Genomic DNA, 14,761 nt, shown 5'->3' on the forward strand with positions numbered 1-14,761 from the left:
GCCGCCATCGATTTCTGCTGGAAAGACTCTCCATGACAAGCAACACCCCCTCTGCGCCGCGCCGCGGCAGCACCTTGACGATCTGGACCCCGGAGGACAAGGCCTTCTGGGAAAAGGAGGGCGAGGCCATCGCCAAGCTCAATTTGTGGATCTCCGTGCCGGCGCTGTTCCTGGCCTTTGCCGTCTGGCAGGTCTGGAGCGTGGTCGCCGTCAGCCTGCCGGGCCTGGGCTTTCAGTACTCCACCAACCAGCTGTTCTGGCTGGCGGCCGCGCCTGCGCTGTCGGGCGCCACCTTGCGCATCTTCTACTCCTTCATGGTGCCTTTGGTGGGCGGCCGGCGCTGGACGGCGATCTCGACTGCCAGCCTGCTGATCCCGGCGATCGGCATCGGCATGGCCGTGCAGGACCCGGCCACGCCCTACCCGACGATGCTGATCCTGGCGCTGCTGTGCGGCCTGGGCGGGGGCAATTTCAGCTCCAGCATGGCCAACATCAGCTACTTCTTCCCCAAGGACCGCAAGGGCTCGGCGCTGGGTGTCAATGCCGGCCTGGGCAACCTGGGCGTGTCGGTGGTGCAGTTCCTGAGCCCCATCGTCGTCACCGTCGGTCTGCTGGGCATCTTTGGCGGTGAGCCGCAGACCATCACCCAGGGCGGGGTGCAGGTCGAGGTCTGGATGCAGAACGCTGCCTTCATCTGGGTGCCCTGGATTGCGCTGACCTCGGTCGTTGCCTGGTTCGGGATGAACGATGTGGCCGATGCCAAGGCCTCAGTGGCCGCGCAGGCCGCCATCTTTGTGCAGCCCCACAACTGGATCATGTGCCTGCTCTACCTGGGCACCTTTGGCTCCTTCATCGGCTTTGCCGCCGGCTTTCCGCTGCTGATCAAGGGCCTGTTCCCCGCCGTCAATCCGCTGGCCTACGCCTGGCTGGGCCCGCTGGTGGGCGCGCTGGTGCGGCCCTTTGGTGGCTGGCTGGCCGACAAGGTCGGTGGCGGCGTGGTCACGTTCTGGAACTTTCTGGTGATGGCGCTGGCCGTGCTGGGCGTGCTGTGGTTTCTGCCCAAGGGCACGGGCAGCTATGCGCTGGCCTGGGGGCCGCAAGCGGGCAGCTTCACCGGCTTTTTTCTGATGTTCCTGGTGCTGTTTGTCACCACCGGCATCGGCAATGGCTCCACCTTCCGCATGATCCCCGTGATCTTCAACCAGCTGGCCACGCAAGGCGCAGGCAAGGATGCGGCCTCGCAGGCCGCCGCCCTCAAGGAAGGCAATGTGCTGGGCGCCGCCGCCGTCGGCTTTGCCGGCGCACTGGGTGCGTATGGCGGCTTTTTCATTCCCAAGAGCTATGGCAGCTCGATCGCATCCACCGGCGGGCCCGAGGCCGCGCTGTGGGTCTTTTCTGCCTTCTATCTGCTGTGCGCCGTGGTGACCTGGTGGTGCTATGCCCGCCGCAACGCCGCGATGCCCTGCTAAAGGCCCCAGAGCCTGGACCCCACGAGAAAGAGAACCGTTATGAGCCATTTCCTCGACCGACTCACCCACTTTCGCCTGCCCAAGGAGAGCTTTGCCGGCGGCCACGGCCGCACCACCGGCGAAGACCGCACCTGGGAAGACGCCTACCGCGCCCGCTGGGCGCATGACAAGATCGTGCGCAGCACGCATGGCGTCAACTGCACGGGCTCCTGCTCCTGGAAGATCTATGTCAAAGGCGGCATCGTCACCTGGGAAACCCAGCAGACCGACTACCCGCGCACGCGCTGGGACATGCCCAACCATGAGCCGCGTGGCTGCGCCCGGGGTGCCAGCTACAGCTGGTACCTGTACAGCGCCAACCGGGTCAAGTACCCGATGGTGCGGGGCCGCTTGCTCGAGCGCTGGCGCGCGGCGCTCCAGGTGGCCAAAACGCCGGTCGATGCCTGGGCCCTGATTGCACAGGACGATGCCGCGCGCCGCGACTACCAGCAGGTGCGTGGCCTGGGCGGCTTTGTGCGCTCGACCTGGGACGAGGTCAACCAGCTGGTGGCCGCTGCGAACGTCTACACCATCAAGCAACACGGGCCGGACCGCATCATTGGCTTCTCGCCGATCCCGGCGATGAGCATGGTCAGCTACGCGGCCGGCAGCCGCTACCTGAGCCTGATCGGTGGCGTCTGCATGAGCTTTTACGACTGGTACTGTGACCTGCCGCCGGCCAGCCCCCAGGTCTGGGGCGAGCAGACCGATGTGCCCGAATCGGCCGACTGGTACAACAGCAGCTACATCATTGCCTGGGGCTCGAACGTGCCGCAGACGCGCACGCCCGATGCCCACTTCTTCACCGAGGTGCGCTACAAGGGCGCCAAGACCGTGGCCGTCACCCCCGACTACAGCGAGGTGGCCAAGCTCTCCGACGTCTGGCTGCACCCCAAGCAGGGCACCGATGCGGCGCTCGCGATGGCCATGGGCCATGTGGCGTTCAAGGAGTTCTACTTCGACAAGCGCAGCGACTACTTTGACGGCTACGCGCGCCGCTACACCGACCTGCCGATGCTGGTGCTGCTCGAGAGCAAGACCCTGGCCGATGGCAGCGTAGTGCAGGTGCCTGGCCGCTACCTGCGCGCCAGCGATTTCAACGGCAAGCTCGGCCAGGACAACAACCCCGAGTGGAAGACCATGGCCTTTGACAGCCAGGGCCGCGCCGTGTTGCCCCATGGCTCGATCGGCTTTCGCTGGGGCGCCGAGGGCCGGGGCGACGCGGGCAAGTGGAACCTGGAGTCCAAGGAAGCGCGCCATGGCGACGAGGTCCGCCTCAAGCTCTCGGTGCTGGAAGATGGCAGCCAGGCCCATGAGATTGTCGATGTCGGCTTTCCTTACTTTGGCGGCATTGCCACGCCGCACTTCACCGCCAACGAACAGCAAGGCGATGTGAGCCGCGCCAAGGTGCCGGCCGTGCGCCTGCGCCTGGGCAGCGAGGGCGAATACCACGAGGCCCTGGTGGCCACCGTGTTCGACCTGCAGGCCGCGCAATACGGCATCAACCGGGGCCTGGGCAGCGGCGCTGCCAGCTACGACGACGATGCCGCCTACACGCCCGCCTGGGCCGAGAGCATCACTGGCGTGCCGCGCGAGCAGATCACCCTGGTGGCGCGCGAGTTTGCCGCCAATGCCGACAAGACCCAGGGCAAGTCCATGGTCATCATCGGCGCGGCGATGAACCACTGGTACCACTGCGACATGAACTACCGGGGCGTCATCAACCTGCTGATGCTCTGCGGCTGCGTGGGCCAAAGCGGCGGCGGCTGGTCGCATTATGTGGGCCAGGAAAAGCTGCGCCCGCAGACCGGCTGGACGGCGCTCGCCTTTGCGCTCGATTGGGCACGCCCACCGCGCCAGCAGAACTCGACCAGCTTCTTCTACGCCCATACCGACCAGTGGCGCTACGAGAAGCTCGGCCTTGAAGAGATCGTCAGCCCCCTGGCCGACCGCAGCCAGTACGGCGGCAGCATGATCGATTACAACGTGCGCGCCGAGCGCATGGGTTGGCTGCCCAGCGCGCCGCAGCTCAAGACCAACCCCTTGTCGATAGCGGCCGCCGCCGATGCCGCCAACCTGGCGCCGCGCGACTATGTGGCCCAAGGCCTGCAAAGCGGCAGCCTGGCGATGAGCTGCGAAGACCCCGATGCGCCCGAGAACTGGCCGCGCAACCTGTTTGTCTGGCGCAGCAACCTGCTGGGCTCCAGCGGCAAGGGCCATGAGTACTTCTGCAAGCACCTGCTGGGCACCGACAACGGCGTGCAGGGCAAGGACCTGGGCCCCGATGACGCCAAGCCCGAAGAGGTGACCTGGCATGCCGATGCGCCCCAGGGCAAGCTCGATCTGCTGGTCACCCTGGACTTCCGCATGAGCACCACCTGTCTGTACTCGGACATCGTGCTGCCCACGGCCAGCTGGTACGAGAAGAACGACCTCAACACCAGCGACATGCACCCCTTCATCCACCCGTTGTCGGCCGCGGTCGATCCGGTCTGGGAATCGCGCTCGGACTGGGAGATCTACAAGGGCTTTGCCCAGTCCTTCAGCGAGGTCTGCGTGGGCCACCTGGGCGTGGAGCGCGACACCGTGCTGACCCCGCTGATGCACGACACCCCCGCCGAGCTGGCCCAGCCCTATGGCGTGGCCGAGTGGAAAAAGGGCGAATGCGCGCTGATCCCCGGCAAGACCGCGCCGCAGGTGACCGTGGTGGAGCGTGACTACCCCAACACCTACAAGCGCTTTACCGCACTGGGCCCGCTGATGGACCAGCTGGGCAATGGCGGCAAGGGCATTGGCTGGCAGACCGGCACCGAGGTTGAGCAGCTGGGCCAGTTGAATGGCCTGACCACCGAGCCGGGCGTGACCGAGGGGCGCCCGCGCATCGTGAGCGATATCGATGCCTGTGAGACGATTTTGCAGCTGGCCCCCGAGACCAATGGCCATGTGGCGGTGAAGGCCTGGGAGGCGCTGGAGAAGGTGACCGGCCGCGCGCACAAGCACCTGGCGATCTACCGCGAGGACGAGAAGATCCGCTACCGCGATATCCAGGCGCAGCCGCGCAAGATCATCAGCTCGCCCACCTGGAGCGGCATCGAGAGCGAGACCGTGAGCTACAACGCCGGCTACACCAATGTGCATGAGCTGATCCCATGGCGCACCCTCACCGGCCGCCAGCAGTTCTACCAGGACCACCCCTGGATGGTGGCCTTTGGCGAGGGCTTCTCCAGCTACCGTCCGCCGGTGGACATGAAGGCCACGGCCGGCATGCAGGGCATCCAGCCCAATGGCCACCCCGAGATCCAGCTGAACTTCATCACGCCGCACCAGAAATGGGGCATCCACAGCACCTATACCGACAACCTGTTGATGCTCACGCTCAACCGGGGCGGGCCGGTGGCCTGGATCAGCGAGGAGGACGCCCAGCGCGCCGGCATCGAGGACAACGACTGGATGGAGATGTTCAACCTCAACGGCGCAGTGGCCGTGCGGGCGGTCGTCAGCCAGCGGGTCAAACCCGGCATGGTGATGATGTACCACGCGCAGGAGAAGATCATCAACACGCCCGGCAGCGAGATCACTGGCGTGCGCGGCGGTATCCACAACTCTGTCACGCGGATTGTGCTCAAACCCACGCACATGATCGGTGGCTACGCGCAGTACAGCTACGGCTTCAACTACTACGGCACCATCGGCACCAACCGCGACGAGTTCGTCGTGGTGCGCAAGATGGCCAAGGTGGACTGGCTGGACACGCCGCGCGATGACCACCTGGCCGCCGCCTACCAGGCCCAGGGCGAGAACCCCTGAGCGCCACGCAGAAGGAGTCCCCGCCATGGCACTGACCCACACCCCTGCTGGCGCCGTCTTCTCGGCGCGGCCCCTGGCGGCCGCGCTGGGCGAGGCGCGCTCGTACACCCTGGTGCGCGATCCCGGTCTGCAGATCTTCCGCCTGGTGCTGCAGGCCGGCCAGTCGCTGCACAGCCACCAGGTGCCAGAGCGCATGGTGATCCAGTGCATCGAAGGGCGCTTCGTCTTCGAGACCATGGGCCGCCAGCTGGCCATGGCGCCGGGTGACTTTTGCCACATCGCCGCGGGCGAGCCCCACGCTGTGCATGCCCAGGAGGCCGCATCGGCCCTGGTCATGCTTTTCGCACCGACCCCCACACCAACCCCCACGGAGAACCCAACATGAAGGTTCGCGCACAAATCGGCATGGTCCTGAACCTGGACAAATGCATCGGCTGCCATACCTGCAGCGTCACCTGCAAGAACGTCTGGACCAACCGCCCCGGCGTCGAGTACGCCTGGTTCAACAACGTCGAGACCAAACCCGGCATCGGCTACCCCAAGGAATGGGAAAACCAGGACCGCTGGAATGGCGGCTGGGTCCGCAAGGCCGATGGCTCCATCGCGCCGCGCCAGGGCGGCAAATGGCAGCTGTTGATGAAGATTTTCGCCAACCCCAACCTGCCCGAGATCGACGACTACTACGAGCCCTTTACCTTCGACTACGAGCACCTGCAAACTGCCAAGGAGATGAAGGCAGCGCCCACGGCCCGGCCGCGCAGCCTGATCACCGGCCAGCGCATGGACAAGATCGTCTGGGGCCCGAACTGGGAAGAGATCCTGGGCGGCGAGTTCAGCAAGCGCAGCAAGGATGTGAACTTTGACGAGGTGCAAAAGGACATCTACGGCCAGTTCGAGAACACCTTCATGATGTACCTGCCGCGCCTGTGCGAGCACTGCCTCAACCCCGCCTGCGTGGCCAGCTGCCCCAGCGGCTCGATCTACAAGCGCGAGGAAGACGGCATTGTGCTGATCGACCAGGACAAATGCCGGGGCTGGCGCATGTGCGTCTCGGGCTGCCCCTACAAGAAGATCTACTACAACTGGAAAAGCGGCAAGGCCGAGAAGTGCATCTTCTGCTACCCACGCATCGAGGCGGGCCAGCCCACGGTCTGCTCCGAAACCTGCGTGGGCCGCATCCGCTACCTGGGCGTGCTGCTGTATGACGCAGACCGCATCGAAGCAGCGGCCAGCGTCACCCAGGACAAGGACCTGTACCAGGCCCAGCTCGATATCTTCCTCGACCCCAACGACCCGGCAGTGATCGCCCAGGCGCGGGCCGATGGCATCCCCGAGGCCTGGCTGATCGCGGCCAGGAGCAGCCCCGTCTACAAGATGGCGGTGGACTGGCAGGTGGCCCTGCCGTTGCACCCCGAGTACCGCACCTTGCCGATGGTTTGGTACGTGCCGCCGCTGTCTCCCATCACCGCCGCCGCCCAGGCCGGCCATGTGAGCGCCAATGGCGAGCTGCCCGATGTGAACCAGCTGCGCATCCCCGTCAAGTACCTGGCCAACCTGCTCACCGCAGGCGATACGGTGCCGGTGGTGCGCGCGCTGGAGCGCATGCTGGCCATGCGCGCCTACCAGCGCGGCAAGCATGTCGATGGCCTGCCCAACGAGGCCGCACTGCAGCAGGCCGAGCTGACGGTGGCCCAGGCCGAGGAGATGTACCGGACCATGGCCATTGCCAATTACGAAGACCGCTTTGTGATCCCCACCACGCACCGCGAATATGCCGAGAACGCCTTCAATGTGCGCGGCGGCTGCGGCTTCTCGTTTGGCAACGGTTGCAGCGAAGGCGTGACCGACACCAGCCTGTTCGGCAGCGAGAAAAAACGCACCATCCCGATCCAGGCGAGCCTGTGAGGAGAGACGACATGAAAGACAGCATCAGCTTTACCTTGCGCGCACTGGCCCACCTGCTGCGCTACCCCGACGCCGCGATGCGCGGCCACCTGGTCGACATCCACACGGCGCTCAACGCCGAAAACGCGCTGGGCCATGTGCGCCGCAGCGAGCTGGACGCATTGATGGACCGCCTGCTGGCCGAAGGCATGGATGCCGAGGCCATCTATGTGGACCTGTTTGACCGGGGCCGTGGCACTGCGCTGCACCTGTTCGAGCATGTGCATGGCGACTCGCGCGACCGGGGCCCGGCGATGGTCGACCTGGTCCAGACCTATGAGCAGGCCGGCCTGCTGCTCGACCCCACCGAGCTGCCCGACCACCTGACGGTGCTGCTGGAGTTCGCCTCCACCCAGCCGACCCTGGAGGCGCGCGCCTTCATCGGTGAGTTTGCGCACATCCTGCAGTCCATCGCTGCGGCACTCGGCCGCCGCCACAGCGACTACGCCGCCGTGCTGTCCGCCGTGCTCGATCTGGCCGGCCAGCCGCTGGTGGCCGACACCCCTGCTGCGCCGCTGCCCGCCGACGAGCCGCTGGACGCAAGCTGGGAAGAGCCCGCCGCCTTTGGCGGCTGCAACAGCCAGGGCCAGGCCGCACCGGGCAGCGCCCAACCCATCCACATCACGCGGCGCCAGCCACCCGCTGGCGCGGCCCGCTGAACCCCGAGGAGACCGCCATGCCCATTGCATTGCACAACTTCCTGTTTAACGTCTATCCCTACATCTGCCTGGCCGTCTTTCTGATGGGGAGCCTGGCGCGCTTTGACCGCGACCAGTACACCTGGAAGAGCGACTCCTCGCAGATGCTGCGCGCCGGCCAGCTGCGCTGGGGCAGCAACCTGTTCCATATCGGCATTCTGTTTCTGCTGTTCGGCCACACGGTGGGCTTGCTCACGCCGCACTTCATGTATGAGTGGCTGATCACCGCGCCGCAAAAGCAGATGCTGGCCATCATCTCCGGCGGCACCGCCGGCCTGGTCTGCTTTATTGGCCTGAGCCTGCTGCTGCACCGCCGCATTGCCGATCCGCGCATCCGCCGCACCAGCCACCGCACCGATCTGGCCATCCTCATCATCCTGTGGGTGCAGCTGGTGCTGGGCCTGGCCACCTTGCCCGCCTCGTTCTCGCACCGGGCCGATGCCCACGCGATGCTGGTGCTGGCCGACTGGGCCCAGCGTATCGTCACCTTCCGCCCCGATGCGGCAGGCCTGGTGGCGCTGGACTGGCCGTTCAAGGTGCACATGGTGCTGGGCATGACAATCTTCCTGCTCTTCCCCTTCAGCCGCCTGGTGCATGTCTGGAGCGGCTTCGCCTCCGTGGCCTACCTGGCACGCCCCTACCAGCTGGTGCGTGCGCGCCGTCTGAACCTGTCCAACAAGCAGCCAGGAGGCCGCCCATGAACGCCGATCTGCACACCTCCACGGGTGGCTGTGGCAGCGCAGCCTGCAGCTGCCAGGACAGCCCCGCCGCCCTCAGCCTGCCCCGCATCGAGGCGCCGCTGGGCGCCCCGCGCGATGCGCTGGCCGCTGCCCAGGTCAACGGCATTGCGCTGTGCGATGCCGATGAGCTGCTGGACCCGCTGGAGCTGCGCCAGCGCGCCTGCACCGAGCTGCTGCGCCAGGCCGCCCAGGCCCAGGGCCTGCTCGCTGCCGACGACCCCGTGCCCCGCGCCGGCGCCATCAGCGAAGCGGCCGGCAGCGCCATCGAGCAGTTGCTGGACGCCGAGCTGCAACTGCCCGAGCCCGACGACAACGCCGGCCGCCGCCACTACCAAGCCCACGCAGCCCGCTACGCCCGGGGCGAGCGCGTGCGGGCACGCCATGTGCTCTTTGCGGTGACGCCCGGCGTCGACATCAACGCCTTGCGCCAGCGCGCCGAGGCCTGCCTGCTGGATGTGCGCAGCGCCACCCCGCAAGAGCAGGCCGCCGGCGACCGCTTTGCCGCCGCTGCCAGCACCAGCAGCAACTGCCCCAGCGGCGCGCAGGGTGGCCAGCTGGGCTGGCTGCGCATCGAGGATTGCGCCCCCGAGTTCGCCCGCGAGCTTTTCGGCCATGCCGAGGTGGGGGTGTTGCCGCGCCTGGTGCACAGCCGCTTTGGGCTGCATGTGGTGGAGGTGCAGGAGCGCGAGGCGGGCACCGTGCCGCCTTATGAGCAGGTGCGGGCCGCTGTGTTGCAGCAGCTGCGGCAGCAGAGTTTTGCGACGGGGTTGTCGCAGTATTTGCGGTTGTTGGCTGGGCGGGCGCTGGTGGTGGGGGTGGATTTGGAAGGGGCGGAAACGCCTTTGGTGCAGTAGCTCTTTTGTTTGATTGCCGCCTGGTTATGTCTCACCGTCGGCTCTTTGTTAACCGCCTGCTTTTTGTTTAAGGACAGAGGCCGGGCGAAAACCGGCCTCCGGCCTGAAGGCCAAAGCAGGAGTCTGCATGGCCAAGAGCGATGGTGCGTAGAGTGTTGCCATCGCTCTGTCCATGTCCAATTAAGAGCCGCTGACCGGCTCAGCTTCCGTTTTACCTCTATTGCTTAATCGAAGGACAGAGGCCGGATGTCGTCCGGCGGCCGACTCACTTTTCTTGCTCGCACAAGAAAAGTAAGCAAAAGAAGTGCGCCCCTGCTGTCCGTGTCCCCAGCGCCTGGGGCGCTGGGGCAACCTGCGATGCTCGGCCCAGGGACGTGCCGCATAACTCACTGCGCGCCAGGGCGCTCCGTTCAAACAGATGCGGCAAGCATGTTCACGAAGCGTGTGTCCTTCGGCACACGCCCGCCCCTGGGCCTGTGCTTCTCGGCACGGACAGAAGGGGCCCGACAACCTGCGAGCCATTGCTGCGCTCGGCATCGGGGGCATCCCCCCTTCTGTATGTGCCTGTGGTAGGGCGTTTGCGGGCTGGCATGCGCGCCCCAGCGCGCATGCTTCGTGAACTGACTCGCCGTGGCTGTTTGAACGGAGCGCCTTGGCGCGTAGTGAGTTCCACGGCGCAGACCGCAAACGTCACGCCACAGGTTGCCCCGCAGCGCAGCGAAGGGGTCGCAGACGGTAGGGGCGTGTTTCTTTGCTTACTTTCTTGCACGAGCAAGAAAGTGAGTCGCCTGCCGGGCGAAAACCGGCCTCCGGCCTGAAGGCCAAAGCAGGAGCCTGCATGGCTAAGAGCGATGGAAGGCCGACCATCGCACGGTATTGCCGAGTTAATGGAGAAGCGTTGGCCACAGCGGCTGGTTTCTACTTCTTCTGTTGTTGAAGGACAGAAGCCGGATTTCGTCCGGCAGCCGACTCACTTTTCTTGCTCGCACAAGAAAAGTAAGCAAAAGAAGTGCGCCCCTGCTGTCCGTGTCCCCTTCGCTGCGCTGCGGGGCAACCTGCGATGCTCGGCCCAGGGGCGTGCCGCATAACTCACTACGCGCCAGGGCGCTCCGTTCAAACAGATGCGGCAAGCATGACGACGAAGGCGTGTGTCCTTCGGCACACGCCCGCCCCTGGGCCTGTGCTTCTCGGCACGGACAGAAGGGGAAAGAGGGGGCCCAGCAGCCCAAGCTGGCATCGCTGCGCTCGGCATGGGAGGTGACGGCATCCCCCTTCTGTATGCGCCTGTGGTGGGGCGTTTGCGGGCTGGCATGCGCGCCCCAGCGCGCATGCTTCGTGAACTGACTCGCCGTGGCTGTTTGAACGGAGCGCTTTAGCGCGTAGTGAGTTCCACGGCGCAGTCCGCAAACGTCACACCACAGGTTGCCCCGCAGCGCAGCGAAGGGGTCGCAGACGGTAGGGGCGTGTTTCTTTGCTTACTTTCTTGCACGAGCAAGAAAGTAAGTCGCCTGCCGGGCGAAAACCGGCCTCAGGCCTGAAGGCCACAGCAGGAGCCTGCAGGGCCAAGAGCGATGGAATGCCGACCGTCACACGATCCGCACGCCGCCCGAAACATCAGGACTGCCCTGGCAGACCGGCATCCTCAGCAGGCTGAGAAGCCAAAGGATCCCAGTCCGCCCAATCGGGCCCAAACAACTCCACCGGATGCGCCGACCGCTCCGACCCATTGCCACAAGCCATGGACGACGCAGCGCAATAACGGTCACACCCCCAGCAAGTCCGCTCCGGATGCGCAGGATGGATAGGAAAACGTTTGGCCATAAAGAGCTAACAGGGCAAAGATATAGCAGTACCGCACCACTGTGCGCCTGCGTCAGTCAGCAAAATTTGACCTGGATCATGCTTGGCGTACACCGCAACGCACGGTCAGCGATGGGCAGCGAAAATGGAGGCTGTGAAACAGCTCCTGAACACCCCACCCACAGCAGGCTTTGACGAGCCGTTCGGCATGCTGCAGGCCTGCCACGGCCGGGTGGCGCGCAGCCTGGATCTGTTGGGCCGCCTGGGTGCCTACCTGGCCGAGCAGGGCGGCGGCGATGCGCAGGGCCAGGCGCGCGATGCGGCGGCCGATGTGCAGCGCTACTTTGACCTGGCGGCGCCCTTGCACCACCAGGATGAAGAGCAGCATGTGCTGCCCGTACTGCGGGCGGCGGGGCAGGGCGCGCTGGCAGACCAGCTGCAGGCCGAGCACCGGCAGATGGAGGCGCTGTGGCCGGCGATACGGGCGGATCTGCAGGCGGTGCAAGCAGGCCATGCACCGATGGTCGGGGCGCTGGTGGCGGCCCGGCGCCGCTGGGCCGATTTTGCCGAGGTCTATACGCGCCATATCGCGGCAGAGGAGACGCAGGCCTACCCCAGCGCGCAAGCGCAATTGGAGCCAGCCGTGCAAGCCGCCATGGGGCGCGAGATGGCGCAGCGGCGCGGGGTGCGTTACCCGGAGGCGGGGCCATGAAAGGGGAACTGCAGCCAGCACGCCAGCGGCCGCTGGCCGTCAAGATCGGCGCCATTGGTTGCGCGCTGCTGCTGATGGCGCTGGTCGCGATTGGCCTGACCTTGCGGCTGACCTGGTCGCTCGAAGGCGGCGCTGCGGCCGTGAACGAAGCGGGGCGCATGCGCATGCAGACCTGGCAGCTGGCGCAGGCCTTGCCGGAGGCGAGCCCGCAGCGCCTGGCCTTGCTGATCGGCCAGCTCGACACCAGCCTGGCCTTGCTGGAAAAGGGTGATGCCGCCCGGCCGCTGTCGGTGCCGCGCGATAAGGCCTCGCGTGCCGCCCTGCAAGCTGTGCAGCAACGCTGGCAGCGGCTGCGCGCAGCCTGGCAGCAGCCGGTGACTGGCAGCCATGTGGTGCAGGCCGAGGTCACGGCCCAGCAGGCGCAGAGCTTTGTCGGCGAGGTGGACCACCTGGTCGGCCGCATCGAGCAGCAACTGGCGCGCTGGACGACCTGGCTCAACACCGCCCAGTTCGTGATGATGGCGCTGGCCATTGCTGCCGCGCTGGCGCTGCTGTATGCGGCCCAGCTGCTGGTGTTTGGGCCGCTGGCGCGGCTGCAGACGGCCCTGGCCCAGGTCGAGGCGGGCGATTTGTCGGTGCGGGTGCACGCCGATGGCGGCGATGAGTTTGGTGCGCTGGCGCGGGGCTTCAACCGCATGGCGGTGCGCCTGCAGGACCTGTATGCCAGCCTGGAGCGCCGCGTGCAGCAAAAGACCGAACACCTGCAGGCCGAACGCGCCCGCCTGGCGGTGCTGTACGACGCTGCCGCGCTGGTGGCGCGCGCCGATGCGCTGCCGGTGCTGGCCCAGGGCTTTGCGGCCCAGATGCGCAAGACGGCGCAGGCCGATGCGGTGGCGCTGCGCTGGTCGGACGAGCACAACCGCCGCTATGTGCTGCTCGCGTCCGAAGGGCTGCCCGAGGAGATGGTCGATGCCGAGCACTGCCTGCCCACCGGTGACTGCGTTTGCGGCCAGCCCCAGGCCCAGGCGCAGACCCAGCTGGTGGCGCTGCAGGATTGGCGCCGTGGCGTGCCGGCAGCGGCCGGCCGGGTCGATGCCGGGCAATGCCGGCGGGCGGGCTTTGTCAGCGTGCTGAGCGTGCCGGTGCGGCTGCATGAGCGCATGGTGGGCGAGGTGGACCTGTTCTTTCGCCAAGCCACCATGTTGGCGCCCGATGACCGTGCGCTGCTCGATGCGCTGGCCAGCCACCTGGCCGGCGGCATGGAGGGCCTGCGCGCCGACGCCTTGCAGCGCGAAGCGGCGGTGGCCGACGAGCGCGGCCTGCTGGCGCGCGAGCTGCACGACTCCATTGCGCAGAGCCTGGCGTTCTTGAAGATCCAGGCGGGGCTGTTGCGCAGCGACATGGCGCGGCTGCCCCCGGATGGCGCGCGCGTGCAGGCAACCTTGGGCGAGCTCGATACCGGCATCCGCGAAAGCCTGTCCGATGTGCGTGAGCTGCTTCTGCACTTTCGCACCCGTACCAATGCCGAGGACATCGTGCCTGCGCTGCGCACCACCTTGACCAAGTTCGAGCACCAGACCGGTCTGCCCGCGCAGCTGCAGATTGCCGGCGAAGGCATGGCGCTGCCGCCCGATGTGCAGGTGCAGGTGCTGCATGTGGTGCAGGAGGCGCTGTCCAACGTGCGCAAGCATGCGCAGGCCAGCCAGGTGTGGGTGGAGGTGGAGCAAGGCCCGCAGTGGGCGGTGGAGGTGCGCGACGATGGCCAGGGCATGGCGCAGGCCGCCCTGGCGCTGGATGAAACCCATGTGGGCCTGCGCATCATGCGCGAGCGCGCCGCTGGCATTGGTGCCAGCCTGGAGATCCATTCCGTCCCCGGGGCCGGCACCTGCGTGCGCCTGAGCCTGCCCCGCTTGCAGCCCCTGCAACCCCTTCAGCCTCTACCGACTTTTCAGCCGCCCACGGCCGCAACCTTTGCCACCTCCAGGAGCCCCGCATGACGGCAGCGCAAGCGCCTACCCCCGCGATACGCCTGCTGGTGGTGGACGACCACCCGCTCTTTCGGCGCGGTGTGATCGCGCTGCTGGCCGCCCAGCCGCAGCTGCAGGTGGTGGCCGAGGCCGGCGATGCGGGCGAGGCGCTGCGCCAGGCCGCGCAGCTACAGCCCGATGTGGTGCTGCTGGACCACCATATGCCGGGCGTGAGCGGCGTGGATCTGTTGCCGGACCTGCGCGCAGCAGCGCCGGCGGCGCGGGTGCTGGTGCTCACCGCCAGCGAAGACGCGGGCACGCTGGCGCTGGCCTTGCAGCGCGGCGCCCAGGGCTACCTGCTCAAGACGGCCGACAGCGAGGTGCTGGTGGCCGCGATCGAGCGCGCGCTGCGCGGCCAATCGACGGTGAGCATGGAGATGACCGACAAGCTGGTGAGCGCCCTGCAAAACCGGCCGCTGGAGCCGGTTGCGCCGCCGCCGGCCATGCCCGAGCCGGCCGACCCGCTGGAGCAGCTGTCGCCGCGCGAGCTGGAGATCCTGCGCGAAATTGCCGCCGGTGCCAGCAACAAGGAGATTGCGCGCAGCCTGGCCATTGCCGAGACGACGGTGAAGATCCATGTGCAGCACATTCTGCGCAAGCTGGGCCTGTCATCGCGCGTGCAGGCCGCGGTGCTGCTGACCGAGGGGCGCGGGCGTACGGGCGGCTAAGGC

The 14,761-nt window shown here is 66.8% G+C and carries 11 protein-coding genes; 10 read left to right on the plus strand and 1 reads right to left on the minus strand.

The features are described 5' to 3' along the window. Positions 1-32: 32 nt before the first annotated feature. From ACPEE1_RS01540 to ACPEE1_RS01570, 7 genes are read left to right on the plus strand one after another with little or no spacing between them, the layout of a single operon-like run. On the plus strand, positions 33-1,469 hold the full coding sequence (locus ACPEE1_RS01540; RefSeq protein WP_116927485.1) for an MFS transporter: 1,437 nt from the start codon (positions 33-35) through the stop codon (positions 1,467-1,469). 39 nt (positions 1,470-1,508) lie between these two features. Continuing rightward, positions 1,509-5,315 carry a nitrate reductase subunit alpha gene (locus ACPEE1_RS01545; RefSeq protein ID WP_116927486.1) on the plus strand — a complete coding sequence of 1,269 codons (3,807 nt, stop codon included), beginning with the start codon at positions 1,509-1,511 and terminating at the stop codon, positions 5,313-5,315. Positions 5,316-5,340: 25 nt separating this feature from the next. Beyond that, positions 5,341-5,700, plus strand: coding sequence for a cupin domain-containing protein (locus ACPEE1_RS01550; protein WP_165841242.1), 360 nt, complete (start codon positions 5,341-5,343; stop codon positions 5,698-5,700). Further along, positions 5,697-7,220 carry a nitrate reductase subunit beta gene (gene narH, locus ACPEE1_RS01555; protein WP_116927488.1) on the plus strand — a complete coding sequence of 508 codons (1,524 nt, stop codon included), beginning with the start codon at positions 5,697-5,699 and terminating at the stop codon, positions 7,218-7,220. Before ACPEE1_RS01550 ends, narH begins: the two co-directional genes overlap by 4 nt. A gap of 11 nt (positions 7,221-7,231) precedes the next feature. Further along, positions 7,232-7,918, plus strand: a complete 687-nt coding sequence (gene narJ, locus ACPEE1_RS01560; RefSeq protein WP_182344187.1) for a nitrate reductase molybdenum cofactor assembly chaperone — start codon at positions 7,232-7,234, stop codon at positions 7,916-7,918. A 17-nt stretch (positions 7,919-7,935) separates the two neighbouring features. Beyond that, on the plus strand, positions 7,936-8,658 hold the full coding sequence (narI, locus tag ACPEE1_RS01565) for a respiratory nitrate reductase subunit gamma (RefSeq protein ID WP_116927489.1): 723 nt from the start codon (positions 7,936-7,938) through the stop codon (positions 8,656-8,658). Further along, positions 8,655-9,551, plus strand: coding sequence for a peptidylprolyl isomerase (locus tag ACPEE1_RS01570; RefSeq protein WP_182344185.1), 897 nt, complete (start codon positions 8,655-8,657; stop codon positions 9,549-9,551). Before narI ends, ACPEE1_RS01570 begins: the two co-directional genes overlap by 4 nt. A gap of 1,614 nt (positions 9,552-11,165) precedes the next feature. On the opposite strand, the gene ACPEE1_RS01575 is transcribed toward ACPEE1_RS01570, so the two are convergent. Next, positions 11,166-11,372 (minus strand): DUF3079 domain-containing protein, encoded by a 207-nt coding sequence (locus ACPEE1_RS01575; RefSeq protein ID WP_116927628.1) that lies wholly within the window; start codon positions 11,370-11,372, stop codon positions 11,166-11,168. Positions 11,373-11,505: 133 nt separating this feature from the next. On the opposite strand from ACPEE1_RS01575, the gene ACPEE1_RS01580 reads away from it, so the two are divergent. From ACPEE1_RS01580 to ACPEE1_RS01590, 3 genes are read left to right on the plus strand one after another with little or no spacing between them, the layout of a single operon-like run. Next, positions 11,506-12,063: a hemerythrin domain-containing protein gene (locus tag ACPEE1_RS01580; RefSeq protein ID WP_423935031.1), complete on the plus strand. Its 558-nt coding sequence runs from the start codon at positions 11,506-11,508 to the stop codon at positions 12,061-12,063. Continuing rightward, complete coding sequence (locus ACPEE1_RS01585; RefSeq protein ID WP_182344181.1) at positions 12,060-14,060, plus strand: type IV pili methyl-accepting chemotaxis transducer N-terminal domain-containing protein; 2,001 nt, start codon at positions 12,060-12,062, stop codon at positions 14,058-14,060. Before ACPEE1_RS01580 ends, ACPEE1_RS01585 begins: the two co-directional genes overlap by 4 nt. Next, positions 14,057-14,758 carry a response regulator gene (locus ACPEE1_RS01590; RefSeq protein WP_116927625.1) on the plus strand — a complete coding sequence of 234 codons (702 nt, stop codon included), beginning with the start codon at positions 14,057-14,059 and terminating at the stop codon, positions 14,756-14,758. Before ACPEE1_RS01585 ends, ACPEE1_RS01590 begins: the two co-directional genes overlap by 4 nt. Positions 14,759-14,761: the final 3 nt, after the last annotated feature.

Source organism: Comamonas sp. 23 (assembly GCF_049601575.1).
GTDB classification, from domain to species: domain Bacteria; phylum Pseudomonadota; class Gammaproteobacteria; order Burkholderiales; family Burkholderiaceae_C; genus Comamonas; species Comamonas squillarum.

Bases quoted from the DNA above. Each gene is read 5' to 3' on its own strand.
- narH (WP_116927488.1), top strand. From the start codon at position 5,697: ATGAAGGTTCGCGCACAAATCGGCATGGTCCTGAACCTGGACAAATGC.
- narI (WP_116927489.1), top strand. From the start codon at position 7,936: ATGCCCATTGCATTGCACAACTTCCTGTTTAACGTCTATCCCTACATC.
- ACPEE1_RS01545 (WP_116927486.1), top strand. From the start codon at position 1,509: ATGAGCCATTTCCTCGACCGACTCACCCACTTTCGCCTGCCCAAGGAG.
- ACPEE1_RS01575 (WP_116927628.1), bottom strand. From the start codon at position 11,372: ATGGCCAAACGTTTTCCTATCCATCCTGCGCATCCGGAGCGGACTTGC.
- ACPEE1_RS01550 (WP_165841242.1), top strand. From the start codon at position 5,341: ATGGCACTGACCCACACCCCTGCTGGCGCCGTCTTCTCGGCGCGGCCC.
- ACPEE1_RS01585 (WP_182344181.1), top strand. From the start codon at position 12,060: ATGAAAGGGGAACTGCAGCCAGCACGCCAGCGGCCGCTGGCCGTCAAG.
- ACPEE1_RS01570 (WP_182344185.1), top strand. From the start codon at position 8,655: ATGAACGCCGATCTGCACACCTCCACGGGTGGCTGTGGCAGCGCAGCC.
- ACPEE1_RS01540 (WP_116927485.1), top strand. From the start codon at position 33: ATGACAAGCAACACCCCCTCTGCGCCGCGCCGCGGCAGCACCTTGACG.
- ACPEE1_RS01590 (WP_116927625.1), top strand. From the start codon at position 14,057: ATGACGGCAGCGCAAGCGCCTACCCCCGCGATACGCCTGCTGGTGGTG.
- narJ (WP_182344187.1), top strand. From the start codon at position 7,232: ATGAAAGACAGCATCAGCTTTACCTTGCGCGCACTGGCCCACCTGCTG.